The organism is Brevibacterium senegalense (genome assembly GCF_000285835.1).
In the GTDB taxonomy this organism is placed as follows: domain Bacteria; phylum Actinomycetota; class Actinomycetes; order Actinomycetales; family Brevibacteriaceae; genus Brevibacterium; species Brevibacterium senegalense.
Map to the genome: position 1 here is coordinate 88,679 of NZ_HE978601.1, position 24,383 is coordinate 113,061.

Below are 24,383 nucleotides of genomic sequence, written 5' to 3' on the forward strand. Positions count from 1 at the left end.
GGATCAGTCGTCGATCAGATCACTCGACGATGTGGGCGCCGGGTGCGGGTCCCGTTGTGCGGACCACTTCGCGCACCCCGCGCGAGGCCTCCAGCAGCACCGCCAACTCCAGCGCGTGCTTCGCATTCTGCGCTAGGAAGCCCACGGTGGGTCCGGATCCGGACAGCAGCACCGCGTGCGCGCCGGCCCGCCGACCCTCCTCCATGACCCGGGCGATGTCCGGCATGAGCGAGACCGCAGCCTCCGTCATATCGTTGTGCACGTGCGCGGCGAGCTTCTCCACGTCGCCCGCGGCCAGTGCGGTCAGCACCCCCTGGGGCTCGGCCAGGCGGGCGGCGTCCGCACCGTGCCCCGCCTGCCGCAGCTCGTCCACGCGCGCGTAGACCGAGGCCGTCGACAGCTCGCCTGTCGACGTCGCCAGCACCCAGTGGTGCGTCCCCCGGGACAGGACGCGACTGAGGTGGTCCCCCCGGCCTCGGCCCAGGGCGATCCCGCCCAGCAGTGCGAACGGGACGTCCGCGCCCAGGCCGGCCGCGATCTCCGCGAGGACCGCGCGGTCCTCGAAGTCCGCGAGCGCTGCGACGGCCACGAGTGCCGCGGCCGCATCCGCGGAGCCGCCGCCCATGCCGCCGGCCACCGGCACGTTCTTGTCGATCGTGATCGCGACGCGGCCGTTCCACCCGGTGCGCTCGCGGAAGGCGACCACGGCTGCCAGCGCCAGGTTCCGTTCGTCGAGCGGGATGCCGGCGGCGGCGTACTTCCCCACCACCTCGACGGAGTCCGTCTCCGCCGGGGTGAGCGTGACGGTCTCCGGGGTGCCCAGGGCCTCGAACACGGTCACGAGCTCGTGATAGCCGTCTGCACCCGCGTCGTCCACACCCAGGTGCAGGTTGATCTTCCCGTGCGCCCGCGCGGTCACCGGAGTGGGCAGGGCACGCAGCCCGGTCATGGTGCGGCCTCCGGGCCGGTGCTGGGACCCACGGCGGCCTCGGGATCATCGTGACCGGCCGGGCCCGAGGCCGTGGTCCCCTCCGCGAGGTTCGCCGCGTGGGCGGCGACGAGCGCTGCGAAGTCGTCCACCGTGAGCGTCTCCCCGCGCGCACGGGGGTCGAGGCCCGCGCGGGTGAGGGCGGCCTCGGCGGCGGTGGCGGAGCCGGCCCAGCCCGCCAGGGCGGACCGCAGGGTCTTGCGGCGCTGGGCGAAGGCGGCGTCCACGGCGGCGAACACGGCCTGCCGGTCGCCGGTGCGCGGGGTGTCGCGCCGGGTGATGCGCACCAGCCCGGAGCCCACGTTGGGGGCCGGCCAGAAGACGTTCTTGCCGATGTCCGCGGCGCGCGTGACCTCGCCGTACCACTGGCCCTTGACGCTGGGGACGCCGTAGGTGCGGGAGCCGGGGGGTGCGGCCAGGCGGTCCGCGACCTCCGCCTGCACCATGACGAGCACCTGCCGGATCGTGGGGAACGTCGCGAGGAAGTGCAGCAGCACGGGGACGGCGACGTTGTACGGGAGGTTCGCGACGAGTGCGGTGGGTTCGCCCAGGTGAGCGGGCAGCTCCGTCACCTTCATCGCGTCCGCGTGGACGAGAGCGAAGGGCTCCGGCGCGCCGATCTCCTCCGCCTGCGCGAAGGTCTCCGCGGCGAACCGGTGGACCGTGTCCGGGAGACGGGAGGCCAGCAGCGCGTCGATCTCCACGGCGATGACGCGGTGCCCCTCGTCGAGTAGCCCCAGCGTGAGCGAGCCCAGGCCCGGGCCGATCTCCACGACCGTCTGCGGACGCTGCAACTGCGCAGCCCCCACGATCATCCGCACCGTGTTGGGGTCGATGACGAAGTTCTGGCCGCGCTGCTTCGTGGGCTTGAGCCCCAGGGCATCGGCCAGCTCGCGGACGTCGCGGGCACTCAGCAGGTGGGTCATGGCAATCACACTAGTGGAACGGGCGGCGAACACCAGGAGGGCGCGGGTGGTGAGGCGCACGCTCCACTAGGCTGAACCGCATGGAAGAGGCCGTGCTCGCACAACTGCTGGACCCCGCCGTGCTGGAACGGCTGGACGGGATCGACCACAAGCCCTCGCAGGAGCTGGCGATTGCGACGCGGCTGCGGAAGGACGGGATCGAGCCGGCGCTGGCGGCGGAACTGCTCCTCCAGGCGCAGCTGCGGCAGGAGGCGGTCGCGAAGTTCGGCCCCTTCGCAGAGCGGATGCTCTTCACCCGCGACGGCCTGGCGCAGGCGACGCGACTGTCCGTCGCCGCGCACCACGCCCGTCGCATGCTGGTGGGCGAGCCGGACATCGTGGGCGATCTGGGCTGCGGCCTGGGCGCGGACTCGATGGCACTGGCCGGGATGGGCGGAGCGACCCGGGTCGAGGCGATCGACGCGGACCCCGTGACCGCGGCGCTGGCGGCGTACAACCTCCGGTCCCTCGACACCGTGACGGTGGCGCAGGGCAGGGCGGAGGAGGCGGATCTGGACCGGTTCGACGCGATCTGGCTGGACCCCGCCCGCCGCACCGGCGACGGACGGACGACCGCGGTGCGCAGGCTGAACGATCCGGAGGCGTTCTCCCCGTCGCTGTCGTGGGCGTTCGGGACCGCGGACCGGGTGGCGAGCGTGGGCATCAAACTGGGGCCGGCGCTGAACCACGACCTCATCCCGGACGGGTGGGAAGCCCAGTGGGTGTCCGAGTCCGGCGACGTCGTCGAGGTCGCGCTCTACCACGGGGAGGTCCGCGACCGTCCGGGGCGCAGCGCCCTGGTGACCGGGCCGCGCGGAACGCTGCGGGTCCACGAGTCGGAGGTGCCGGACGATGACGAGGACGGGATCGGCGAACTGGGCGAGTACCTGTTCGAGCCGGACGGCGCGATCGTGCGCGCGGGCCTCGTGACCGCACTGTGCGGGCCGCTGGACATGCGGCGGGTGAGCGGACCCATCGCGTATCTGACGGGTGACCGACTGCCGCAGGGCGCGGCGGCCGCGGCGGTGTCGAGTTACCGCATCGTCGACGTTCTGCCGGCGGGCATCAAGCCGCTGCGCCGGGCACTCGTGGAGCGCGGGATCGGGCGCGTCATCATCAAGAAGCGCGGGGCGGACATCGTGCCGGACCAGGTGCGGCGCCAGCTCAAGCTGCCCGCCGGCGACACCGCCACCCTCGTCTTCACCCGGCTGGGCGAGGACCACGTCGTGCTGCTGACGCAGCCGGAGACAGGAGAGCAGTCATGACGGAGCAGGGAGCGGCGGGCGCTCGCGATGCACGGTCGCGCGTCATCCTCACGGTCGAGGAGCTGCGCGCTCTGCTGGAGACCCACGGGCTGCTGGGCGGTGCAGGCGGCAGTGCTCCGGCGTCCTCCCCACTCGCACCCGTCGTCCTGGACGTCCGGTGGACGCTCCCCAAACCGGACGGTCGCGACGACTTCGAGGCCGGGCACATCCCCGGTGCCCGCTACGTCGCCCTCGACACCGAGCTGGCCGATCATGCGAACACCGACCCCACCCGCGGTCGTCATCCGCTGCCCACCGTGGACCAGTTCGAACAGACCGTGCGCGAGTGGGGCGTGACGGCTCAGACGCCCGTCGTCGTCTACGACGATGTGGCGGGCCAGGGTGCCGCCCGCGCCTGGTGGATGCTGCGCTGGGTGGGGCACGAGGACGTCCGCGTCCTGGACGGAGGTTGGACCGCGTGGAAGGGCGCGGGACTCGCAGTGGAGACGGGAGCGGGGGCCGGTGCGGCCTCGGGCGACGACGCCGAGGCCGTGGCCATCTCTGCTCAGCCGTTCACCGCCCGGCCGGGCGGCATGCCCGCGCTCAGCGCTGATGACGCCGCGCAGCTGGCGCAGTCCGGCGTCCTGCTGGATGCGCGCGCTCCCGAGCGCTACAACGGCAGCACCGAGCCGCTGGACCCCGTCGCCGGTCACATCCCGGGCGCGCGCAATGCGCCGGCCGGCGGCACGACGGACGGAGTCCGCTTCCGCAGCGCCGACGAGATGCGCGAGTACTACCGCGGCGTGGGAGCCGTGCCCACGGCGGACGGCGAGGATGCCACGGCGGGTGCACCGGCCTCGGCGGAAACGACGATTGCAGCGGCACCGACGGTGGGCGCCTATTGCGGGTCCGGGGTGAGTGCGTCGCACACGGTGCTGACGCTCGCCAGCCTGGGCATCGACGCCGCGCTGTTCCCCGGCAGCTGGTCCGCGTGGTCGAACGACCCGGCGAGGCCCGTCGCGACCGGCACCGCAGAGGCGGAACAGGTCCACCCGCCCCGGGGCTGACGAGGCCGCGTCAGGGGACGTGCTGGAGCACGGCGTCCTGCTGGGCCGGGTCGGCGCCCATCACCGTCAGCACCATGCGTGCGCCGTGGCCCGTGCCTTCGACCAGTTCGAAGCGGACGTGATCACCGGGTTCTCCGGGGCCCGTGTCGAACGCGAGGAGCCGGAGCGACTCCACGCGTGACCGTGCCCAGGACGACCTCAGGAGCCCGCTGGGCGCGCAGCTCGAACTCCGGGGCGCCGGGGAACCAGGCGGCGAGGTGCTCGGCCGCTGTGACGGCACGCCAGACCCGGTCCAGGGGGTGGGGGGTACAGACGACGGACGATCACCTCCGGGCGCGGCCCGTCCTGTCGGATCTGCGGGTCGGTGGTGCTCATGTCGTCTCCTCATCGCGCTGCATCCGATCGAGCCTCTCGCCCAGCCGGTCGAGCCTTCCCTCAGCCTCCCGCGCAGTCCGGGGCGTCCGAGGACACCTCGACGGGTGCACGACCGGTCGCGTCCAGGTCACCTGACAGGTACTTCGCGACAGCAGTGAACGAGGCGGGGTTGCCGTCGTACACCTCGACGATCGTGTCCGCTCCGGAATCCTCGACGTTCCAGGGGCCCGAGGTCCCGACGACGACATCCACCCCGGCACCCGCGCCCAGGCCCACGGTCACGTCGGCGCCCTCCTCCACGGTCAGTCCTGCGGCCTCGGCGGCTTCGGTGAAGGCGGCCCGCGCGTCATCCGATCCGCCGCTCACCGCGATGGAGTCCGTCGGATCCTCGAAGGCGCACTCACCGGCCAGCACCGTCAGGGAGTCGTCCGCCAGTGCGGTCAGGGCCTCATCCGCATCGACGCCCGCCTCGCGCGTGTCCGCGTCCGCACCGTCGGCACTCTCACCGCCCACGACGCCCACGCGCGCCTGCCACAGCTGCATCGCGACGACGCGGGTCGCGGCCTCCTCGAGCCGCTCGCGCTCCAGGTCGCCGGAATCCAGCGCCTCGCCCAGCGCGGCGACGGCGTCGCCGGAGTCCGGCGGCATGAGGGCCAGATCCGCCCCGGCCTGGATCGCCTTGACCGTCTCCTGGCCCGGCTCCTCGGACACCGCTCCCATGTTGAGCGCGTCCGTGACCGCGACGCCTTCGAAGCCCACGTCTTCGCGCAGCGACTCGTACACGTCCGCGTTGAGCGTCGCGGGCACGTCCTCCGCCCCCGGCAGACCGATGTGGCCCACGAGCATCATCGGCACCCCGGCCTCGGTCGCCGTGCGGAACGGTTCGTAGCTGTCGCCGGACAGGTCGTCCAGGGACTCATCGGAGACCGGCAGCTCCTCGTGCGAGTCGGTCGTCAGATGCCCGTGCCCGGGGAAGTGCTTCGCCGAGGACGCCAGCCCGGTCGACGTGAAGCCGTCCACCGCCGCGTCGACCACTGCGGACACCCGCTCCGGGTCGTCACCGGGCGAGCGCACGTTGATGACCGGGTCGTCCGCCCCGATCGTCAGGTCCGCGACCGGTGAGAAGTTCAGCGTGAAGCCCATGTCCCGCAGGTCCTGCGCCTGCGCGCGGATCGCGTCGCGCGTGACATCCTCGTCCTCCGCGGCTCCCGCGGCCATGAGCGGCGGGAAGTCCAGGGCGGCCTGATCGAGCCGCGCCACCGGCCCACCCTCCTGATCGACTCCGATCGCGACGGGCCAGCCGCGCTCCCCCGCCGCCGCGGCCAGCGTCGTCGTCACGTCCCCCACCGCGTCCGCGTCCGCGCCCTCGTCCAGGTTGTAGCCCATGACGATCGCGCCGGCCAGGTGCCGCTCCTCGATCACCTGCGCCGCCGCGTCCACGTCCGTGCCGTTGTAGGTGAGCATGACGACGCTGCCGGTCAGCTCCTCGTCGCTCATGTCCGCGACGATCTTCCGGGCCGCCTCGACGTCGTCATCCGTGACGCCGTCACCGGCAGGCGCGTCCGCCTCCGCCGTCGCGTGGCCGCCGGGGTCGCCCGCCGGAACCGCCGCCGAGGCCGCGGCCGCCGTCGCCTCCTCGTCACCTCCGTCCGCCCCGGCCGAGCAGCCGGTCACGAGGAGCGCCAGCGCGGAGACTGCGGCACCGGTGTGCAGGACGCGGGAGGGAATGCGCATGCGGCCCATCGTAACGGCGGCGTCCGTGGGCCCGATGTGCGCGCGAGGTGCGGTCAGTCATCCCCCAACGGGAACACCGACAGGTAGACGCGGATGCGACGCGTCTCCTCGGCCTCTGCATCGGACTCTCCCGCGACCGCCGCCTCGTCGTCGCCGGCCTGCGCGGCCTCGGTGTGCCGCTCGACGACCTCCAGCAACTCCTCCGCCAGTGCTCGCGTCTGGGGTGCCGTCAGTGCCGCCGTCGACGTCGAGTCGAGCGACGCCTCCCGCCAGACCGTCTCCTCATCCCCCACTCGCCCCAGCCATCTCTGGAGCTTCTCGAACCGGTCGGACAGCTGATGGGCGAGCAGCGCGTCCAGCTGCGCCGAGGTCGCCGCCGTGGGCGTCACGAAGGCCTCCCGCACCGTGAAGCCCACGGGCTTCCACCAGCGTTCGCGCCCGGTGCCCCGGGCGGAGTCCTCCTCCACGAACCCGTGCTTCTCCAGTTGCCGCAGGTGATAGCTGGTCTGGCCCGTGCTCTCGCCCAGGTGCTGCGCCAGCGTCGTCGACGTCGCCGCCCCGTGGTCGTTCAGATACGTGTACATCGCCATGCGCAGCGGGTGCGCGAAGGCCTTCATCGCACTCGCACCCACGTTGTGGGGCGCCTCACCGGGCATCGCCGCGTACGCCGACGACTCCGATCCGTCCGAACCCTTGCGCTCGCTCATATCACCCAGATACCTTTGCATATATCCCGTTGCAGACATTTATCTGCAAACATCTCTCTCCACGAGTCTACGAAGGAACGGCCATGATCGTCACCGACTCGCCCACGACGTCCCTCCCGATGTCCGCCGCTCATCCGTGCGCGTCCACCGGAACAGATGCGAACCCCTCCTCCACGCGTCCGACCCGACTCCTGCGGCGCCTCGCACAGTCGATCGCCCTGCAACTGCTCGAGTGGTCCGCGGATCATGCCTCCCCCGCCGCGCACACGACCGCGACGCAGACCGCCGGCCTGTCCCACGCGCAGCGGATCCGACGCCACCACCAGCAGCGCGCACTCGAGGCGGAGCGGGACCGGGCGACCGCCCACGCCCACATGGGCCCCCTCTCCATCTGAGCACCACACAATGCCCTACCCGTGAGTTTCTTAACAACCGTGACCCCGCCCTCGCGCGCGTGAGCGTGAAGTGGAAGAGTCACTTGCTATGACAACCAACAGCTCTGCATCGGATCCGTCGGCCGCGCAGTCGTCCGCCTCATCGGCCGCCCAGCCCGCCGAGCAGCCCTCGACTACCCTCCTCAGCGCGCTGCTGGGCGAGAACACGGCACTCGCGGTCCTCCAGGACCGGAAGCCCACTGTCACCCAGCAGACGCAGGCCACCTACGACGCGCTCTACACCGCGTCCCACCCGCTGCCGGCCGGCCTCCTCCACACTCTGGCCGCCGTCGTCGCCGTCCAGCACGGCTCCCGCGCCCTCCTCACCTGGCACCTGGCCCAGGTCGACGACCGCGCACTCTTCGACGACCTCGTCGCGGGCACGACGCCTGCGGATCCGCTGCTGGCGGCACTCGTCGACTTCGTCGACACCGTCTCCGTCACGCCGGCCCTCGCCCAGGCCCCGGACCAGGACGCCCTCGCCGCCGCCGGCGCGGACCCGGACCTCGTCGTCCTCATCGGACAGCTCGTCTCCTTCGAGTCCTACCTCATCCGCCTCGTCGCCGGTCTCACCGCGCTCGACCCCGCCGCAGTCGCAGACCGCGACCTCCTCCCGCTGCCGGCGCTGGCGCGCACGCCCCGCTCCCGAGGCCGCGAGGGCGAACGCTCCGCCCTCACCGTCACGGGCCGGTCGCGTCCGACCGCGTTCACCCGCGAGTTCCTCGACTGGGAGCCGTGGGTGCCGGCACCCACGGAGGACGAGCTCACCCCGGAGCAGATCCAGTCGTTCGCGTCGAAGGCCTCGACGGGCAGCGTCTACTTCCGCCTCATCTCCCGCACCCCCGGCGTGACGCTGGCCCGCTCGACGCTGGACAACGCGGTGTTCACCTCGAAGGAGGGCCTGGACAAGGGCGAGCGCGAGCTGGCCGCCGCCGTCTCCAGCAAGGTGAACGACTGCGTGTACTGCGCATCCGTCCACGCGCGCAAGGCCGAGCAGCGCACGCATCGCGCGGAGGACGTCGACCGCATGCTCGCGATCGACCTGACCCGCGACGCCGACTGGGTCGCCTCCGACGTCGAGGCGCTGGCCGCCGGCCAGGACGAGCGCTGGACCGTCCTCATCGAGACCGCCGCCCGTCTGGCCGCGCTGGTCCCGCAGTTCGACGAGGCGGACGCCGCACGTCTGCGCGCCCTGGGTCTCGAGGAGCTGGAGATCGTCGACCTCGTCGCCTCGACCGCGTTCTTCGGGTGGGCCAACCGCCTCATGCTCACCCTGGGTGAGCCCCACTGGCCGGACACCCAGGACGCCGCATGACAGCCGCGACGCACCGGTACGACGCGGTGTTCGTGGGCGGCGGCCCCCGCACCGTCGCGACGATCATCCGGTTGGCCGCCCGGCAGAACGCAGCAGCCGACCGGGACGCACCCCAGCAGGATGCCGCGCCGCAGGACGCCTCCGCGCAGGACGCACCCGCCCGTCGGACCCGTCCTCTGCGCCTGGCGATCATCGATGCGCTGGAGGTGGGATCGGGCGCCACGTGGCTGACGACCCAGCCGGCCGCGTACCTCAACAACACGACGGCGTCCGCGACGACCCTCCACCCGGACGATTCGACACCCATGAGCGGCCCCGCCGCACCGGGTCCGGACCTCGTCGACTGGATGCGCCAGGTCGCAGACGCCGGGACGCACCCCGCGGGCGACTGGGTTGTCGAGGAGGCCCAGGCGCTGCGCGCGCAGGACTTCACGTCCCGCCGCCTGCAGGGCGTCTACTACCGCGACCAGCTCGAGGCGGCGATCGCCGCAGGCGGCTTCGAGGTCGACGAGCACGTCGCGACCGTCGTCGGGCTCGAATCCGTCGAGGTCGAACCGTTCTCCGGCGACGGGCTCACCGCCGCGGTCCTGGCCGACGGCACGCGCCTGGCCGCCCCCACCGTCGTGCTGGCCCAGGGGATGGTCCAGTCCCGCCCGGACGACGAGGTCACGCACCTCACCCGCTTCGCGCAGGAGCACGCGCTGCGCTACGTCCCGCCGGGCATGCCCGCGGAGCGCGACTTCACCGATCTGCCCGCCGGGCAGACCGTCCTGGTCCGCGGGCTGGGCGCGAACTTCTTCGACGTGATCGGCGGCCTCATCGACGAATGGGGCGGGGACTTCGAACCCGTCGCGGACGACCCGCACGGTCGCCTCCGCTACGTGCCCTCCGGCCGTGAACCCCACCTGGTCGTGGGGTCGCGCCGCGGCATGCCCTACCGGTCGAAGCCGATCCCCTACCTGCCGCAGCGGGACTTCACGCCCCGCTGGGCGACCCCTGACTGGTTCGCGCAGCTGCAGGAGCGCACCAGCCTGGACTTCGGCGTGCAGGTCTGGCCCACGATCGCGAAGGAGATCGCCCACCAGTACCTGGAGGCTCTCTCCGACTGGGCCCCGAACGCCGTGACGACCACGGACTGGCTCGGGCAGCTGGAGGCCGCGACGACGGCGGACGACGTCGAGCGCATCCTCGCCGACACCGTCACGGACCCCCGCTGGTCCTGGCTCATCGCGGACCTGCGCCGGCCCACCCGCGGTCGCAGCATCACGCCGGAGCAGTGGCGGGAGGCCGTCGACCGCCTCGTCGAGGACGAACTGGCCTCCATGAGCGAACCGGCCCGCCACCCGCGCGCCGCCGTCAACCGCGTCATGAGCGTGCTGCGGGGCTCCGCCCACCGGCTGGGTGCCGTGGGCGCGGTGTCCGGGGAATCCCTCGTCCGCGACCTGCAGGGATGGTTCGATGCGGACGGCTTGTTCCTGGCCTCGGGACCACCGGCGGTGCGGGTGCGCCGCGTGCTGGCCCTCATCGACGCCGGCGTCATCGACCTGCTGGGCCCGGAGACCGTCGTGGACACGGACCCGCAGGCGGGCGCCTTCCGCGCCCAGTCGCTGGTGACCGGCCGCAGCGTCGAGGCCTCCGTCCTCGTGGAGACCCGCATGTCGAAGGGGAAGGTACCCCACACGGACGATCCGCTCCTGCAGTCGCTGCTGGCCTCCGGCGCCGCCCGCATCCACCGGGTCGACGGCGTGCAGACGGACTTCATCGAGGCGACCCGGGCCACCGTCGCCGAGGCCGCACGGACCGGGCACAACCTCGTCGCCTCCTCCGGTGAGATCGACGAGTCCGTCGTCGTCCTGGGCATCCCCGCCTCCACCACCCAGCCGGGCAGTGCGATCGGGGCGACCCCCGGTCTGCCCTCCCCGCTGCTGGCGGGGGCGGACATCGCGGCGAAGCAGATCCTCCTGCGCGCCTCGGTGACCTAGTATTCGTCGCATGGTTGCTTTCGCTCAGTCGGAACGGTCGACGCTGGGAGTCGAATGGGAGCTCGCTCTCGTCGACCCCGAGACGCTCGACCTGGTCCCGCGCGCCGGTGAGGTGCTCGACGCGATCGCCGGCACCCCGCTGGCCGACCGCGTCGTGGGCGAGATGCTCACGAACACGATCGAGATCGTCTCCGGTGTGCAGACGACCGTGGCCGGCATCGCGGAGGACCTGCGGGACATCATGCGGCAGCTGCGGCCGGTCCTCGCGCAGCTGGGGCTCGAGGTCCTGTGCGCGGGCACCCACCCGTTCGCCCTCTGGCAGAACCAGGAGGTGACGGGCCACGCGCGGTATGCGGAGCTCATCAACCGCACCCAGTGGTGGGGCCGCCACATGCTCATCTACGGGGTCCACACGCACGTGGGCATCGACTCCCGCGACAAGGTCCTGCCCATCCTCGCGGCGCTGACCTGCTACGTGCCGCACCTGCAGGCGGTGGGGGCGACCTCACCGTTCTGGGAGGCGACGGACACGCACTACGCCTCGAACCGGGCGATGATGTTCCAGCAGCTGCCCACCGCGGGGCTGCCCTACCTGTTCGACGACTGGGCGGGCTACGAGTCGTACATCGCGGACATGAAGAAGACCGGCGTCATCGACGAGATCACGGAGATCCGCTGGGACCTGCGGCCCGCGCCCCACTGGGGCACCGTCGAGGTGCGCGTGTGCGACGGGCTGTCCACCCTGTCGGAGGTGCTGGCGGTCACCGCGTTCGTCCAGTGCCTGGTCGACGACTTCTCCGCCCGCCTCGACGCGGGCGAGACCCTGCCGACGATGCCGGACTGGTTCCACGTGGAGAACAAGTGGCGTGCCGCCCGCTACGGGATGGACGCGATCATCATCGAGGACGCGGACGCCCGCGAGCGCCTCGTCACAGAGGTCATCGCGGACGAGGTCGAACGGCTCATGCCCGTCGCCCGGCGGTTGGGCTGCGCGAACGAGCTGGCGCTCATGAACCGGTTCGCGACGACCGGCGCCGGGTATCAGCGGCAGCGGGCGCAGCTGGAGTGCTCGGGGTCGCTGGGGTCCGTCGCGCGGCTGCTGGTCGACGAGTTCAGGGCCGAGTTCCCGCTCAGTGCGGATGCCTCGCGCGGCCGCGACGGGGAGCCGTCCCGCTTCTCCGCCTGACGGGCGGGTGCGTCACGGCTCGCCTTCGAGGACCGCACGCAGCTGCGGCCAGGCCGCCGCGAATCCGGGGTGCAGGGGATAGTCCGCCACCTCGTTCAGCGGCACCCATCGCAGCTCGACGCTCTCGATGTCCGCGACGTACGCCTCCATGCGGGTGAGCGTGCGGGCGACGGCGGTCGTGTACGACCAGCCCTCCATGTCGACGACGTGCGTGTGGAGGATCCGGATGTCCTCGCCGTCCAGTCGCGGGACGCCCGCCTCCTCGTGGCACTCGCGGATCGCGCCGGTCAGCGGGGTCTCGCCCTCGTCGATGGCGCCGCCCGGGATCCCCCACGTGCCGCCGTGCGCGGACCACGAGACCCGGTGCTGCAGCAGCACGCCGCGGTCCGGATCGTGCAGCAGCAGACCGGCAGCTCCGTAGAGTCCCCAGAACCGGCCCTTGGGTGTCTCGACCCAGCGGTCCCCCTTGCGGCGCCGGGCGCGCAGGTGCTCCCGCATCTCATGCGTCAGCTCGCCGGTGGCGCCCGGCGCGGGCTGCGGTCGCTGCGGGTCGGACTGCTCAGACGAGGACATCCTCCACCTCCAAAGACGACAGGACTCCGAATCCCGGGTCCGACGGCTGCGTTCCCCGGCCCACGATCTCCGCGCCCAGCGCCGCGACCATCGCCCCGTTGTCCGTGCACAGGCGCAGGGGCGGCACTCGCAGGGTCACGCCCGCGTCCGCGCAGCGGGCCGCCAGTCGTTCGCGCAGGCGCGCGTTCGCGGCCACTCCCCCGCCCAGCAGCACGTGGTCGATGCCCGTGTCCGCGCAGGCCAGCAATGTCTTCGTCACGAGCACATCGACGACGGCCTCCTCGAACGAGGCCGCGATGTCCGCCAGCCGCAGTGCACCGGTCGTCGCCCCCGGTCCCGAGGTCCCGGTCACCGGGGCGCCCACCCCCGCGTCCGTCTGCTGGGGCGGGGAGGCGAGTGCGGCCTCGGCGGCGGTGACGGTCCGCAGCGCGGCCGTCTTGAGGCCGGAGAAGGAGAACGAGTGGCGGCGCTCCGGGTCGCGCAGGTCCTTCTTCGTAGCCAGGCCGCGCGGGAAGCGGACGGCGGTGGGGTCGCCGGGGACGCCGGTGCCGTCCAGCAGTCCGGCCGCGGCCTTCGAGATGCTGGGACCACCCGGGTAGTCGAGGCCCAGCAGGCGGGCGGTCTTGTCGAAGGCCTCGCCGGCGGCGTCGTCGATCGTGGCGCCCAGCAGCTCGATGTCGTCGACGATGTCGCCGATCCGCAGGATCTCCGTGTGCCCGCCGGACACCAGCAGCGCGATCGTGGGCGTGTGCAGTCCCGGGGAGTCCGGGGCGACCAGGTCGACCGCGACGTGCGCGGCCAGGTGGTTGATCCCGTAGAGCGGCAGGCCCGTCGCCGCGGCCAGCCCCTTCGCGGCGGCGGCACCCACCATGAGGGCGCCGGACAGTCCCGGTCCCGCCGTCACCGCGATCGCGTCGAGGTCGTCGAGCCGGACGTCCGCGTCCGCGAGCGCGGCGCGGATCATGGGCCCGATCGCCTGCACGTGGGCTCGGGAGGCGACCTCCGGGACGACTCCGCCGAAGCGGACGTGCTCCTCCATCGAGGAGGCGACGGTGTTCGTCAGCAGCGTGCGCCCGCGGACGATGCCCACCCCGGTCTCATCGCAGGAGGTCTCGATGCCCAGGACCAGGGGCTCGGCACGGGTCACTCGATCTCCTGCGCGATCTGCTCGTAGCGGAGGGTGAGCTCCTCCTCCAGCACGTCGTACTCGCCGGGACTGTTCGTCAGCGCGCCGGCCAAGAGCCGCAGGTGCGTCTCCCACACCGGGCCCACCTGCGAGATCACCTGGGAGAGGACCGCGTGGTCGATCCCCGGATCCGCGAGCGTGTGGGCCAGCGTGATGCGGGTGGCGATGATCGGGGCGCCCGGTTCGGCCGCACCGACGGGCGCGCCGGCCGCAGTGGTCGCGGCGATCGCGGGCGGGGCGGGCAGATCCGCGTCGTCCTCGTCGCCGTCGACGGGAGTGAGGGTGAGACCCAACCGACCGATGCCCGTGATGTCTAGGAGCAGGTGCGCGGGATCCGCGTCCGTCTCCGGAGCCTCGATCGAGAGGATGTGCGCGGCCGCCGGCTGGTCGTCCAGCTCGAGGACGATCTCATCGTCGCCCTCTCCGGCGGAGTAGGCCACGAACCACGACTCCACCAGTTCCGAGCGGGTCACGTACGGCCAGACCTGCGTGGGCGGGAGCGCGACGCGGGTGTCGAGGATCAGGTCGATGCCGTCCTCCCACTCCGTGAGGGACACGTCTACCAGTCGATCCGTCATGCCTCTATCCTAAGCGCGCCGGCTGAGCGCGCACCGGACGGATCGAGGAACGGACGCGGCAGGGGACGCGCGGGAGAGGCGAGAGCGGCCCGTGCGCCGGGGTGGTCAGAGGAAGGCGCGCATGACGACGGCGTCCGCCCCCGCGTAGTAGCCCGGCCGGCGGCCCAGCTCCTCGAAGCCCCGACTGCGGTAGAGGCCCAGGGCGGGTTCGTTGTCCGCGGCGACCTCGAGGTGGAGGACCTCCGCACCGGCCGCACGCGCGCAGTCCGTCGCGTGCTCCAGCAGGCGGCGGCCCAGTCCCCTGCCCTGCGCCTGCGGGGCGGTTCCGATCGTGAGGATGTCCGCCTGCGGCCCGGTCACGCTCACGCCCACGTAGCCGCAGAGGACGTCGCCGGGCTCCACCGCGATCGTCATGCGGGCGACCGGCGAGGCCAGCTGCGACCAGAAGAACTCCGGCGTCCACGTGTCCGCGCCAAAGAGGACGGAGTCCAACTCTGCGACACGGTCGATGTCCCACCACCGCATCCGGCGCAGGCGAGGCGCGGCGGGATCCTGCGGATGCGCGGGGTCGGAGGGGGCGGCGGGACGGTCGGGCCCCACCGGGTCGGAGGGGTCGGAGGGGTCGCTGGTGGCCGAGGGGCGTGCGTCGTTCACTGGGGTCTTCCGTGTGTCTCAGGTCAGCGGTGTCGAGCGGCGCGGGGTGGGCGCGGCATCGGGTTCGCGCAGATAGAGCGGCTCGGTGCCCGGGAGGGTGCGGCCCGCGGCCAGCGCGCGGTGCGCGACCCGCGCGACCCAGGCGGCGGTGGGGTCGAGCGCCTCGGGCTCCTCGTCGAGGGGTGCGCCCAGGGCCTCGCGGTGCAGGACGAAGCCGCGGCCCACTCGCCGCGGCGACGGGCCGGGGGCGGTCTCCTGCAGCCAGTCCTCGACCGCGGCGGGGGCGAGGACCGCGGGTCCTGCCTGGACGACGGGCAGACCGTCGTCGTCCAGACCCGAATAGAGCGACGTATACACCTCGCGACGGCGGGCATCCGTCGCGACGAGGACCGGGGAGGACGGGCCGCCGAGGCCGCGGTCGCTCCCGCTCGCACCCGACGGTCCGTCTGCGGCCGGGTCCGGCCCCGCGAGGGTGCGGAGGGCGAGCGCGTCGTGGCTCACGACGCCGTGCACGGGGACGTCCGCTCCCACGGCCGCTCCGATGCCCGCGGCGATCCCGGCCCGCAGGCCGGTGAAGGGGCCAGGGCCCACGCCGACCGCGACGGCGTCCGGACGTCCGCCCGCCTCCAGCACGTGGGTGAGGGCGGGTCCCACGTACTCGACGTGCCGACGCGCGGAGAACTCCGTGCGCTGGGCGACGACGGTCTCCCCGTCGACCAGCGCGACGGACGCGGCCGCCGAGGTGTCGATCGCGAGAATGAGCACGGGGCCTCTTCCAGGGGTGGGGCGGATCAGTTCCGGGTGAGCCCGTCGAGTCTACCCGCCCACCGGCGTCCGTGCGCTGTGATCGTGATGATGCGAGGCTCGTCGTCCGCGGCCGCATCGGGGTCCTCGGACTCCGCGCAGAACGTGGCCGTATCGAGGTTGTCCGGGTCGTCGGCGGACCGGGCGACCTCGTCCGGGCGGAGGATCTCGATGTCCAGGTGGTCGCCCAGGGACTCGGCCAGACCGCGCCCCCATTCGATGACGGTGACGGACTCGTCCAGGGCCGCGTCGAGGCCCAGGTCGTCGAACTCCGCGGCGTCCTCGAGGCGGTACGCGTCGACGTGGACGAGGCCGGGCCCGCTGCCGCGCGGCGGGTGCTCGCGCGCCAGGACGAACGTGGGCGAGGAGACGCGGCCGCGCACGTCCAGCGAGCGGGCGAGGAACTGGGTGAACGTCGTCTTGCCGGCGCCCAGGTTGCCGGTGAGGATCACGACGTCGCCGGGCAGTGCGCACCGGCCCAGCGCCTGCGCGAAGTCGGCCATCGCGGCCCGGTCCGCCAGCCGCACCGTGAGGGCGCCCAGGGCGCGCCGTTCCCGTGCCTCCGGTGCTGGCTCCGGTGGGGCGGGTGTCTCCCCGCGCAGCTCACGGTCGACGCGCGCACCCACCCGGGTGACGATCTCGTAATTGATGGTGCCCGCCCAGGCGGCCCACTCCTCCGCGCTGGGGCCGGTCGTGCCGTCGCCCAGGACGACGACCTCGTCGCCCTCCTCGATGCGGGCGTCACCGGCGTCGATGATCATCTGGTCCATCGCGATGCGACCCACGACCGGGAAGCGGCGACCGCCCACGCAGACCTCGGCACTGCCGGAGGCGCTGCGCGGGATCCCGTCCGCGTACCCGCCCGCCACCAGCGCGAAGCGCGTGGGCCGGGGTGTCGTGAAGGTGAGTCCGTAGGAGGCGCCGTGTCCTGCGGGCACGTCCTTGACGGTGAGGATCCGCGATCGGAGGGTGAGCGCGGGGCGCAGCCCCAACTGGCCGGCGGTGATCTCCTCGAACGGACTGAGGCCGTACAGCGACAGTCCCACGCGGACCGTGTCGCCGGGCACGCCGTCCGGACCCAGCGCACCCGGCGAGTTCGCGGTGTGCGTGCGCAGGCCGTCCGTCGCGGCGAAGCGCGCACCGGGACCCGCGAGGAACTCCTCCACCTGCGCGCGGGCTTCGGTGAACTGCGCGGACTGACGTGCGGTGGCCGGGTCGCCGGGCACGTCCGCGTTCGCGAAGTGACTCATGAGACCCACGATCCGCACGGGTGACCCGGCGTCCGCGGAGGCGGCGGTCGATGCCGAGGTGAGGGCGGCCTCGGGAGCGGCCAGCTGCGTCAGCAGCGCGGTGAGCTGTTCCGCGGAGAATCCGCCGCGACCCAGCCCCGTGTCGACCTTGAGATGCACGCGGGCGGTGCGACCCGCAGCGGTGGCCGCGGCACGCGCGCGCTCGAATCCGGCGGCGGTCGAGACGCCCACCTCGATCCCGCGCGCGACGGCCGGCGACAGATCGGTGGTCGTGTCGTGGATCCAGAACAGGAGCCGGACCTCCGGACCGCCGGGCAGATCGGTGAGGAGGTCGTGGACGTGGAGGGCCTCGGCGAGGGTGGCCACACCCACGTGCCGCACGCCGGCGGCCAGCAGCGCGGGCACGACCAGGTCGACGCCGTGCCCGTACGCGTCGCCCTTGACGATCGCCATGAGGGTGCGATCGCCGATGCGCCGATCGATCGCCGCGACGTTGTCCCGCAGCGCCTCCCCGTCGATGACGGCGCGCAGACTCGAGGGAGCATCAGCTCGCATGGGGGTGACCTCCGGGGGCGGTGGGACGAGGGGCGGCGAGGACGGCGGGGACAGCCTGCGCGATCGCGGAGGCGCTGGCCGCATCCAGGCCCGCTCGATTGTGCAGCACGACGGCCAGCGCCGCGAGTCCGGCGGCACGGGCGGCGGAGCCTGCTGGGTCCGCGGAGCCAGCGGGGTCGGCGGGGTCCGCGCGGTCCCCGGGCTCTCCCATCCCGGTCGCGAGGGCCGCGCCCACGAGACCTGCGAGGACGTCGCCGCTGCCGGCGGTCGCCAGCGATGCCGGACCGGGGGTGGGCAGCCACAGCCTGCCGTCGGGAGCCGCGATGACCGTGCGGTGGCCCTTGAGGAGGACGATCGCGCCGGTCAGGTGCGCCGCGCGCTGCGCCCAGCGGGCCGGGTCGGTCTCGACGTCCTCGCGTGCGAGGTCGTGGGCGTCTGCGTCGATGCGGGTGAGCAGGTCCGTGAGCTCACCGGCGTGCGGGGTGAGGACGCAGGCCGCCGGCAGGGGCGACGGCGCGCCCGCCGCCGGCCCTCCCCCGACCGCGGTCAGCAGGGAGGGGACGAGGGCGAGCGCCCCCGCGTCCAGGACGAGCGGTGTGCCGGTGCCCACGGCCTCGGTGAGGAACTCGAGCATGTCCTGCGGGTCCGGGGCACCCGGCCCCAGCACCCAGGCCTGCACGCGGCCGGGAGCCGTGACGGCCTCGGGCAGCCGTGACAGCACGGCCTCCTGCACCGAGGCTGTCCCCAGGACCCGCAGCATGCCCACCCCGGCGCCGGCGGCGGCGAGGCTCGTGAGCACGCCGGCACCCGGGTACCGGCTGGAACCGGCGACGACGCCCAGGACTCCGCGGGTGTACTTGTGATCCCGAGGTCGTGGCCGGGGCCAGTCGGCGAGGTCGCCGTCGGTGAGGATCCGGGCTCGGGGCGGTTCGTCCGCGTCCCGGGGGTCGAGGCCGATGTCGAGGAGGCGGACGGTGCCGGCGGCCTCGGCACCGCCGGGCAGATGGAGGCCCGCCTTGTGCAGGCCGAAGGTGACGGTGAGGTCCGCGCGCACGTGCACGGGCCCGCAGTGTCCGGTCGTCGCGTCGACCCCGGTGGGCACGTCGACGGCGACGACGAGGGGACGGGTGGTGCGGGCGGAACCGGAGTGCGCGGTGGTGCTCTCAGCAGAGCTGCGGCGGGCGGCCTCGGCCTCCTGCCAGGTGGTCAGGAGGGTCGAGAGCGGCGGGTCCAGGGTGGGGCGGGCGCCCGTGCCCAGCAGACCGTCCAGGACCAGGTCCGCGTCCGCGGCCAGCTGCGCGGCGCGGGTGAGGAACGGATCGAGCGCGCCCGGGCCCGGCGATCCGGCACGCGTGGTCGTGGTGCCGTGAGCCGCGGCGGTGTCGTCAGACGCGGCAGTGCCGTGAGCCGCTGCCGGGGGCTCGAGGACGTGGACACCGGCGCGACGGGCAGCGGCCAGACCGGCCGGGTGCAGACGCCCCAGCGGGGCCACGACGGTGACGTGCACGCCGCGACGGGCCAGACGGGCCGCGGCGAAGAGGGCGTCTCCCCCGTTGTTCCCCGGGCCCGCGAACGCGACGGCGCGGGAGCCGGCCACCCGGCCGGTGGTCTCCCGCAGTGCGCGGATGCACTCCGTCGCCAGGCCGGCGGCCGCGCGGCGCATGAGCGCCTCGCCACGACCGGCGTCCAGGTGCGGCTGCTCGGCTGCACGGACCGCGGCGGCGCTGTAGGCGAGGACGGACATGCGTCCCACAGTAGTGCCGTGGGACGCGTCGCGCCTCACGGATCAGGCGGAGGGCTCAGCCGCAGCGCGATCGAGTTCGCGGTGCAGACGACGGGCCGCCAGATGCGCGAGGAAGAGGGCCTGACCTCCCAGCGCCTCGTCGCCGTGGCGGGCGCGCGGGGAGTGGTTCACCTCCTGTTCGGAGGCCTCGACGCCCAGCAGTGCGGCGCCCAGGTGTCCGTACGACCCGGGGACGCGGGCGAGGACGCGGGAGAAGTCCTCGGAGCCGGCACGCGGGAACGGCACCTGGTGCGTGCGGTCGCGGCCGAAGAGGTCCGCGAACGTGTCGAGGAAGAAGTGCGCCTCTGTGTCGTCGTTGATCGTCGCCGGGAGGATCGTCTCGAAGGACATCCGGGAGTCCAGGCCGTGGGCGGCGAGGAACTCGCGGGCGACCCGGGGCAGCTCCGCCTCTGCCCGCGCGGTGGCCTCCGGGGTGAAGGTGCGGACGCTGATCGACAGCTCCGCGGACTCCGGGATGACGTTGACGGCGGTGCCCGCGTGGAACATGCCGGTCGTGAGGACGACGGAGTCGAAGACGTTGAAGCGGCGGGTGATGTACTCCTGCAGCTGGCCGATGAGGGCGGCGCCCCCGGCGATCGGGTCCAGCGCGTTCTCCGGGCGCGCGGCGTGGCCGCCGCGTCCCAGCACCGTAATGTCGAAGCGGGAGAACGCCGCCATGTAGGAGCCGGGGCGCGAGTAGGCGTGACCCTGCGGCTGGTCCGCGGAGACGTGCACGCCGTAGGCGCCCACGAGGGGGACGCCCGCCGCCTCGAGGACTCCCTCGTCGAGCATCTTCCCGGCCCCGTCCCAGCCCTCTTCCCCCGGCTGGAACATGAAGACGACATCGCCGGGCAGAACCGCCCGGTGCGAGTGGAGCAGGTGCACCGCCCCGATGAGGCCGGTCGTGTGGAGGTCGTGGCCGCACGCGTGCATCGCGCCGTTCGTGGACGCGAAGTCGAATCCGGTCTCCTCCTCGATGGGGAGGGCGTCCATGTCCCCGCGCAGCAGCACCGCCGCGTGCGTCTCCTCGCGCCGGCCGCCGCGCAGCACGACGGTGACGGAGCTGAGCCCCTCGCCGGTCGTGATCTCGACGTCCAGTCCCTCCAGTGCATCCAGGACCGTCCGCTGCGTCTGCGGCAGGTCGAGACCCACCTCCGGCGCGCTGTGCAGCGCGCGGCGGATCTGCTGGAGCTGGGGCAGGAGTGCGTCGGACTCGGCGGTGGTGGGAAGACTCATGGGTTCCACTGTAATAGCGGCGCACAGGCGTCCGGCAGGCGGCCTGAGCAGGTGCGACGGGAGTGTTGCAGATCGGCCACCGGCCGAGTACTCACCGACCCCGCGGTCAGTCTCCGGATCTCCGCCGGGCGGCCTCGCGCTCGGCCCGCCGGGCCTCGCGCTTCGCCCGCGCCCAGGTGCGGAACTCCTCCAACTGGGCCAGGGCCTCGGGCGACCCCGGCAGCAGTGGCGCCGGTTGGTCGACGGGCGGGGCCAATGCGGGACCGGACCCCTCCACGACGACGAATGTGACCGTGCGGCCCGCATCGTGGGTGATCGACAAGTGCACCGTCTCGCCGCCCTTCTGCCGGAAGTGCTCCAGCACCCAGCCGGTCAGCCGGAAGCTGGGGGCGCCGGAGAAGGCGGAAACGACCTCGGCCTCCTGCCACGGGATGATCTGCGGCAGCTGCAGCGCCTTGACGAGCGCCTCCTTCGCGGAGAACCGCGCGGCCAGCGACTCCGCGCTGCGACGCTTCCCGTTCTTCTTGAGCTGCTCCGCCGGGGTCAGCAGCCGGTCCAGCAGCTCCGGGACCCGCTCGATGTGTTCCGCGAACCGCGGCACATCCGCGATGTCGACGCCCGTTCCGATGATCGCCATGCCTCGAACCGTAGCCGATCCGCGGGCGGAGACGTGAGCGCCCCCGCACCGCCAGGGGTACGGGGGCGCTCGAGGATTCAGTCTGCGCGTCGACCGGGCGTCGTCACTCGACGGTGACGGACTTCGCCAGATTGCGGGGCTGGTCGACGTCCAGGTTCTTCGCCGTGGCGAGGTCCATTGCGAAGACCTGCAGCGGGACCGTCGCCAGCAGCGGGGCCAGCAGCGTCGTGGTCTCCGGGACGTAGAAGACCTGGGACGCGAACTCCTCGACCTCCGTCGACCCCTCCTCTGCGATGACGACCGTGTTCGCGCCGCGGGCGCGGACCTCCTGGATGTTCGACAGGACCTTCGCGTGGAGCGAGTCGCGGCCCTTCTTCGACGGGACGACGATGATGACCATCTGGCCCTCGTCGATGAGCGCGATGGGGCCGTGCTTGAGCTCGCCGGCGGCGAAGCCCTCTGCGTGGATGTACGCCAGCTCCTTGAGCTTGAGCGCTCCCTCCATCGCGACCGGGTAGCCCACGTGGCGACCCAGGAACAGGACGGAAGAGACATCCTTGTTCGCCTGCGCGAACTGGGTCACCTGCGGCTTCGTCTCGTCGAGGATCCGCTGGATCTTTGCGGGGATCGCCTCCAGCTCGTCGAGGATCACCCGGATCTCGTCGCTGTACTTGTTGCCGCGCAGCTGCGCCAGGTAGAGGCCCAGCAGGTAGCAGGCGACGACCTGCGACAGGAACGCCTTCGTGGACGCGACGGCGATCTCCGGTCCCGCGTGCGTGTAGAGGACACCGTCGGACTCGCGCGGGATCGTGGACCCGAACGTGTTGCAGATCGCGATGACCTTCGCCCCCTGCTGACGGGCGTGGCGCACCGCCATGAGGGTGTCCATCGTCTCGCCGGACTGCGACACCGCGACGACGAGCGTCTTCTCGTTCACGACCGGGTCACGGTACCGGAACTCGTGGGCCAGCTCGACCTCCGTGGGGATGCGGCACCAGTGCTCGATCGCGTACTTCGCGACCTGTCCCGCGTAGGCGGCGGTGCCGCACGCGATGACGACGATCTTGTCGACGGACTTGAGCAGCGACTCGTCGATGTTCATCTCCGACAGCTGGAGCCTGCCGTCCAGGCCGAACCGGCCCAGCAGCGTGTCCGCGACCGCCTGCGGCTGGTCGTGGATCTCCTTGTCCATGAACGACTCGAAGCCGCCCTTCTCCGCCGTCGCCGGATCCCAGTCCACGTCGAACGGCTCGCCCTCGACCGCGTGTCCGTCCGCGTCGATGATGCTGACGGAGTCCGGGGTGATCGTGACGATCTGGTTCTGCCCGATCTCCACCGCGCGACGCGTGTGATCGATGAACGCCGCGACGTCCGAGCCCAGGAAGTTCTCGCCCTCGCCCAGCCCGATGACCAGGGGGGAGTTGAGGCGGGCCGCCACGACCGTGTCCGGCGCGTCCGCGTGGACGGCCAGGAGCGTGAATGCGCCCTCCAGCTGTCCGACGGTCACCCGCATGGCCTCCGTCAGGTCGCCGGTGGCCCGGTGGTTCTTCGCCAGCTGGTGCGCGGCGATCTCCGTGTCCGTCTCCGACTCGAACTCCACGCCGTCCGCCGCGAGCCCCTGGCGCAGCTGCGCGAAGTTCTCGATGATTCCGTTGTGGATGACCGCCAGCTTCCCGTCGTCGGCCAGGTGCGGGTGCGCGTTCTGGTCCGTGGGGCCGCCGTGCGTCGCCCAGCGGGTGTGTCCGATCCCCGTCTGCGCGACCGGCAGCGGCTGCGCCTCCACCTCGTCCAGCAGGTTCTGCAGCTTGCCGGCCCGCTTCCGCGCGCCCAGCTGACCGTCCGGGGTCACGACTGCGACGCCAGCGGAGTCATAGCCGCGGTATTCGAGGCGGCCGAGGCCCTGCAGCAGCACGTCCAGAGCGACGTGGTCCGCTTCCCGGGGGGCGACCGATGACACGTATCCGACGATTCCACACATGCCGCGAAGTTTACGCGGACGGACGGCCCCGCGCATGGTGCGCGGACCTGCCTGGCCGCTGATGCGAAGAGAATACGCAGGGAGCGCGTCGTGCGCGTCACAGTGGAGCCGCGCGGCTCAGTCTGTCACCCCAGGCCACCGCGTGGTCGATGGCCTCCTGCGGCGAGTGGATCGTGAACGGCACTGCGAGCGACGCGAGGGCGAAGGCGGCCCAGTCGAGATCACGGACCTGTATGCGGACGGTGCAGCTCTGCGGATCGAGGGGGCTGGCATCACCCCACTGCCCCAGTCTCTCCTGCGCAGCGGCGGCGGAGCACCTGACGGTCGCAATCACCTCGTAGACGTGCGGTGCCGACTCGATGCGCTGGCGGACGTATTCCGCGGCGTCGGCCACCGGCAGTGCACGGGGAGCGAATCGCTGCCCTGTCCGCTGGGGATTCGCGACGCGGTCGATGCGGAAGGTCCGCCAGTCCGCGGGCGCCGGGTCGAATGCGACCAGGTACAGCCGCTGGTGGAGCGAGACGATGTGATGCGGCTGGACCGTGCGCTGCGTGACCCTGCCCGCGGCATCGGTGTACTCGAGGGCGACCGCTTCGTGGTCGCGCGCGGCGAGGGAGAGCGTCGTGAGGACCTGGGTGTCGACGGCGACCGCGTGCCCGTACGGGCCGGACAGAGTCGAGACGTGCTGCAGTGAGTCGATGCGTCGACGGATCGCGGTGGGCAGCACCTGCACGATCGCGGCGAGCGCGGTGACGGCCGCAGTCGGGTCCGTGGGATTCGCCCCGGTCGCCGCGTCCTTGAGCGCCAGGACGACGGCGGCCGCCTGCTCCTCGCTGAGCACCAGCGGCGGCAGGGTGCCGCCGGGAGCCAGGTGGTAACCGCCGCCGGTTCCCCGCGACGTGGAGATCGGGTAGCCCAGATCCTGCAGGCTCCTGACATCGCGGCGCAGCGTCCGAGGGCTCACCTCCAGACGGCGCGCCAGTTCGTCGCCGCTCCAGTGCCGACGGTTCTGCAGCAGCGCCAGCAGCTCGAGGACCCGAGCACTGATCGACGACATGTCTCCCCTCCTCCTCCGGGCCGCGGGTCGCTGGCCGCGGGACGTTCGATCCGGGTGTCGCATCGCGGCGGACTTCCGGTCGTATCCTGACCGCA

At 72.7% G+C, this 24,383-nt stretch carries 23 protein-coding genes; 6 read left to right on the forward strand and 17 right to left on the reverse strand.

The features are described 5' to 3' along the window. Window positions 1-19: 19 nt before the first annotated feature. Window positions 20-949, reverse strand: a complete 930-nt coding sequence (locus HGBR_RS03545) for a 4-(cytidine 5'-diphospho)-2-C-methyl-D-erythritol kinase (protein WP_019157949.1) — start codon at window positions 947-949, stop codon at window positions 20-22. Next, entirely contained in the window at window positions 946-1,914 is a 969-nt protein-coding gene (gene rsmA / locus HGBR_RS03550; RefSeq protein ID WP_019157950.1) for a 16S rRNA (adenine(1518)-N(6)/adenine(1519)-N(6))-dimethyltransferase RsmA, read from the reverse strand. The genes HGBR_RS03545 and rsmA overlap by 4 nt, the downstream gene beginning before the upstream one ends. Window positions 1,915-1,994: 80 nt before the next feature. Here rsmA and HGBR_RS03555 point away from each other — a divergent pair, with 80 nt between their 5' ends. Together HGBR_RS03555 and HGBR_RS03560 are read left to right on the forward strand one after the other, a co-directional pair. Beyond that, complete coding sequence (locus HGBR_RS03555; protein ID WP_019157951.1) at window positions 1,995-3,218, forward strand: class I SAM-dependent methyltransferase; 1,224 nt, start codon at window positions 1,995-1,997, stop codon at window positions 3,216-3,218. Beyond that, complete coding sequence (locus HGBR_RS03560; protein WP_019157952.1) at window positions 3,215-4,264, forward strand: sulfurtransferase; 1,050 nt, start codon at window positions 3,215-3,217, stop codon at window positions 4,262-4,264. The genes HGBR_RS03555 and HGBR_RS03560 overlap by 4 nt, the downstream gene beginning before the upstream one ends. 10 nt (window positions 4,265-4,274) lie before the next feature. Here HGBR_RS03560 and HGBR_RS19780 read toward each other — a convergent pair whose 3' ends face one another. The 4 genes from HGBR_RS19780 to HGBR_RS03575 form a co-directional block, all read right to left on the reverse strand. After that, window positions 4,275-4,439, reverse strand: coding sequence for an SRPBCC family protein (locus HGBR_RS19780; RefSeq protein WP_019157953.1), 165 nt, complete (start codon window positions 4,437-4,439; stop codon window positions 4,275-4,277). After that, window positions 4,387-4,560 (reverse strand): SRPBCC family protein, encoded by a 174-nt coding sequence (locus HGBR_RS21130; protein WP_147522278.1) that lies wholly within the window; start codon window positions 4,558-4,560, stop codon window positions 4,387-4,389. The genes HGBR_RS19780 and HGBR_RS21130 overlap by 53 nt, the downstream gene beginning before the upstream one ends. Window positions 4,561-4,699: 139 nt before the next feature. After that, a complete protein-coding gene (locus tag HGBR_RS03570) occupies window positions 4,700-6,373 on the reverse strand; it encodes a glycoside hydrolase family 3 N-terminal domain-containing protein (RefSeq protein ID WP_040364664.1) in 1,674 nt (557 codons plus the stop codon). A 53-nt stretch (window positions 6,374-6,426) separates the two neighbouring features. Then, window positions 6,427-7,080 carry a winged helix-turn-helix domain-containing protein gene (locus tag HGBR_RS03575; RefSeq protein WP_019157955.1) on the reverse strand — a complete coding sequence of 218 codons (654 nt, stop codon included), beginning with the start codon at window positions 7,078-7,080 and terminating at the stop codon, window positions 6,427-6,429. Between the two features lie 83 nt (window positions 7,081-7,163). On the opposite strand from HGBR_RS03575, the gene HGBR_RS03580 reads away from it, so the two are divergent. The 4 genes from HGBR_RS03580 to HGBR_RS16270 all read left to right on the forward strand — a co-directional run bounded on the left by HGBR_RS03580 (window position 7,164) and on the right by HGBR_RS16270 (window position 11,997). Continuing rightward, window positions 7,164-7,475: a hypothetical protein gene (locus HGBR_RS03580; RefSeq protein WP_019157956.1), complete on the forward strand. Its 312-nt coding sequence runs from the start codon at window positions 7,164-7,166 to the stop codon at window positions 7,473-7,475. An 88-nt stretch (window positions 7,476-7,563) separates the two neighbouring features. Beyond that, a complete protein-coding gene (locus HGBR_RS16265) occupies window positions 7,564-8,829 on the forward strand; it encodes a peroxidase-related enzyme (protein ID WP_019157957.1) in 1,266 nt (421 codons plus the stop codon). Continuing rightward, window positions 8,826-10,811, forward strand: coding sequence for an FAD/NAD(P)-binding protein (locus HGBR_RS03590; protein WP_019157958.1), 1,986 nt, complete (start codon window positions 8,826-8,828; stop codon window positions 10,809-10,811). Before HGBR_RS16265 ends, HGBR_RS03590 begins: the two co-directional genes overlap by 4 nt. A 10-nt stretch (window positions 10,812-10,821) precedes the next feature. Next, complete coding sequence (locus tag HGBR_RS16270) at window positions 10,822-11,997, forward strand: glutamate--cysteine ligase (protein WP_019157959.1); 1,176 nt, start codon at window positions 10,822-10,824, stop codon at window positions 11,995-11,997. Window positions 11,998-12,009: 12 nt separating this feature from the next. Here HGBR_RS16270 and HGBR_RS03600 read toward each other — a convergent pair whose 3' ends face one another. From HGBR_RS03600 to HGBR_RS03650, 11 genes are all read right to left on the reverse strand, one after another. Then, window positions 12,010-12,570, reverse strand: coding sequence for an NUDIX domain-containing protein (locus HGBR_RS03600; protein ID WP_019157960.1), 561 nt, complete (start codon window positions 12,568-12,570; stop codon window positions 12,010-12,012). Beyond that, complete coding sequence (gene tsaD / locus HGBR_RS03605; protein WP_019157961.1) at window positions 12,557-13,717, reverse strand: tRNA (adenosine(37)-N6)-threonylcarbamoyltransferase complex transferase subunit TsaD; 1,161 nt, start codon at window positions 13,715-13,717, stop codon at window positions 12,557-12,559. Before tsaD ends, HGBR_RS03600 begins: the two co-directional genes overlap by 14 nt. Then, a complete protein-coding gene (locus tag HGBR_RS03610; RefSeq protein WP_019157962.1) occupies window positions 13,714-14,334 on the reverse strand; it encodes a hypothetical protein in 621 nt (206 codons plus the stop codon). Before HGBR_RS03610 ends, tsaD begins: the two co-directional genes overlap by 4 nt. A gap of 105 nt (window positions 14,335-14,439) precedes the next feature. After that, on the reverse strand, window positions 14,440-14,988 hold the full coding sequence (gene rimI, locus HGBR_RS16275; RefSeq protein WP_019157963.1) for a ribosomal protein S18-alanine N-acetyltransferase: 549 nt from the start codon (window positions 14,986-14,988) through the stop codon (window positions 14,440-14,442). An 18-nt stretch (window positions 14,989-15,006) separates the two neighbouring features. Next, window positions 15,007-15,753 carry a tRNA (adenosine(37)-N6)-threonylcarbamoyltransferase complex dimerization subunit type 1 TsaB gene (gene tsaB, locus HGBR_RS03620; RefSeq protein WP_019157964.1) on the reverse strand — a complete coding sequence of 249 codons (747 nt, stop codon included), beginning with the start codon at window positions 15,751-15,753 and terminating at the stop codon, window positions 15,007-15,009. A 26-nt stretch (window positions 15,754-15,779) separates the two neighbouring features. Continuing rightward, entirely contained in the window at window positions 15,780-17,597 is a 1,818-nt protein-coding gene (gene alr / locus HGBR_RS16280) for an alanine racemase (protein WP_019157965.1), read from the reverse strand. Then, on the reverse strand, window positions 17,587-19,341 hold the full coding sequence (locus tag HGBR_RS03630; RefSeq protein ID WP_019157966.1) for a bifunctional ADP-dependent NAD(P)H-hydrate dehydratase/NAD(P)H-hydrate epimerase: 1,755 nt from the start codon (window positions 19,339-19,341) through the stop codon (window positions 17,587-17,589). The genes alr and HGBR_RS03630 overlap by 11 nt, the downstream gene beginning before the upstream one ends. 42 nt (window positions 19,342-19,383) lie before the next feature. Next, window positions 19,384-20,616, reverse strand: coding sequence for a M20 metallopeptidase family protein (locus tag HGBR_RS03635; RefSeq protein ID WP_019157967.1), 1,233 nt, complete (start codon window positions 20,614-20,616; stop codon window positions 19,384-19,386). Window positions 20,617-20,722: 106 nt separating this feature from the next. Beyond that, a complete protein-coding gene (locus HGBR_RS03640; RefSeq protein ID WP_019157968.1) occupies window positions 20,723-21,253 on the reverse strand; it encodes a holo-ACP synthase in 531 nt (176 codons plus the stop codon). Between the two features lie 103 nt (window positions 21,254-21,356). Continuing rightward, entirely contained in the window at window positions 21,357-23,231 is a 1,875-nt protein-coding gene (gene glmS / locus HGBR_RS03645) for a glutamine--fructose-6-phosphate transaminase (isomerizing) (RefSeq protein WP_026077306.1), read from the reverse strand. 97 nt (window positions 23,232-23,328) lie between these two features. Then, window positions 23,329-24,288 carry a helix-turn-helix transcriptional regulator gene (locus tag HGBR_RS03650; protein ID WP_019157970.1) on the reverse strand — a complete coding sequence of 320 codons (960 nt, stop codon included), beginning with the start codon at window positions 24,286-24,288 and terminating at the stop codon, window positions 23,329-23,331. Window positions 24,289-24,383: the final 95 nt, after the last annotated feature.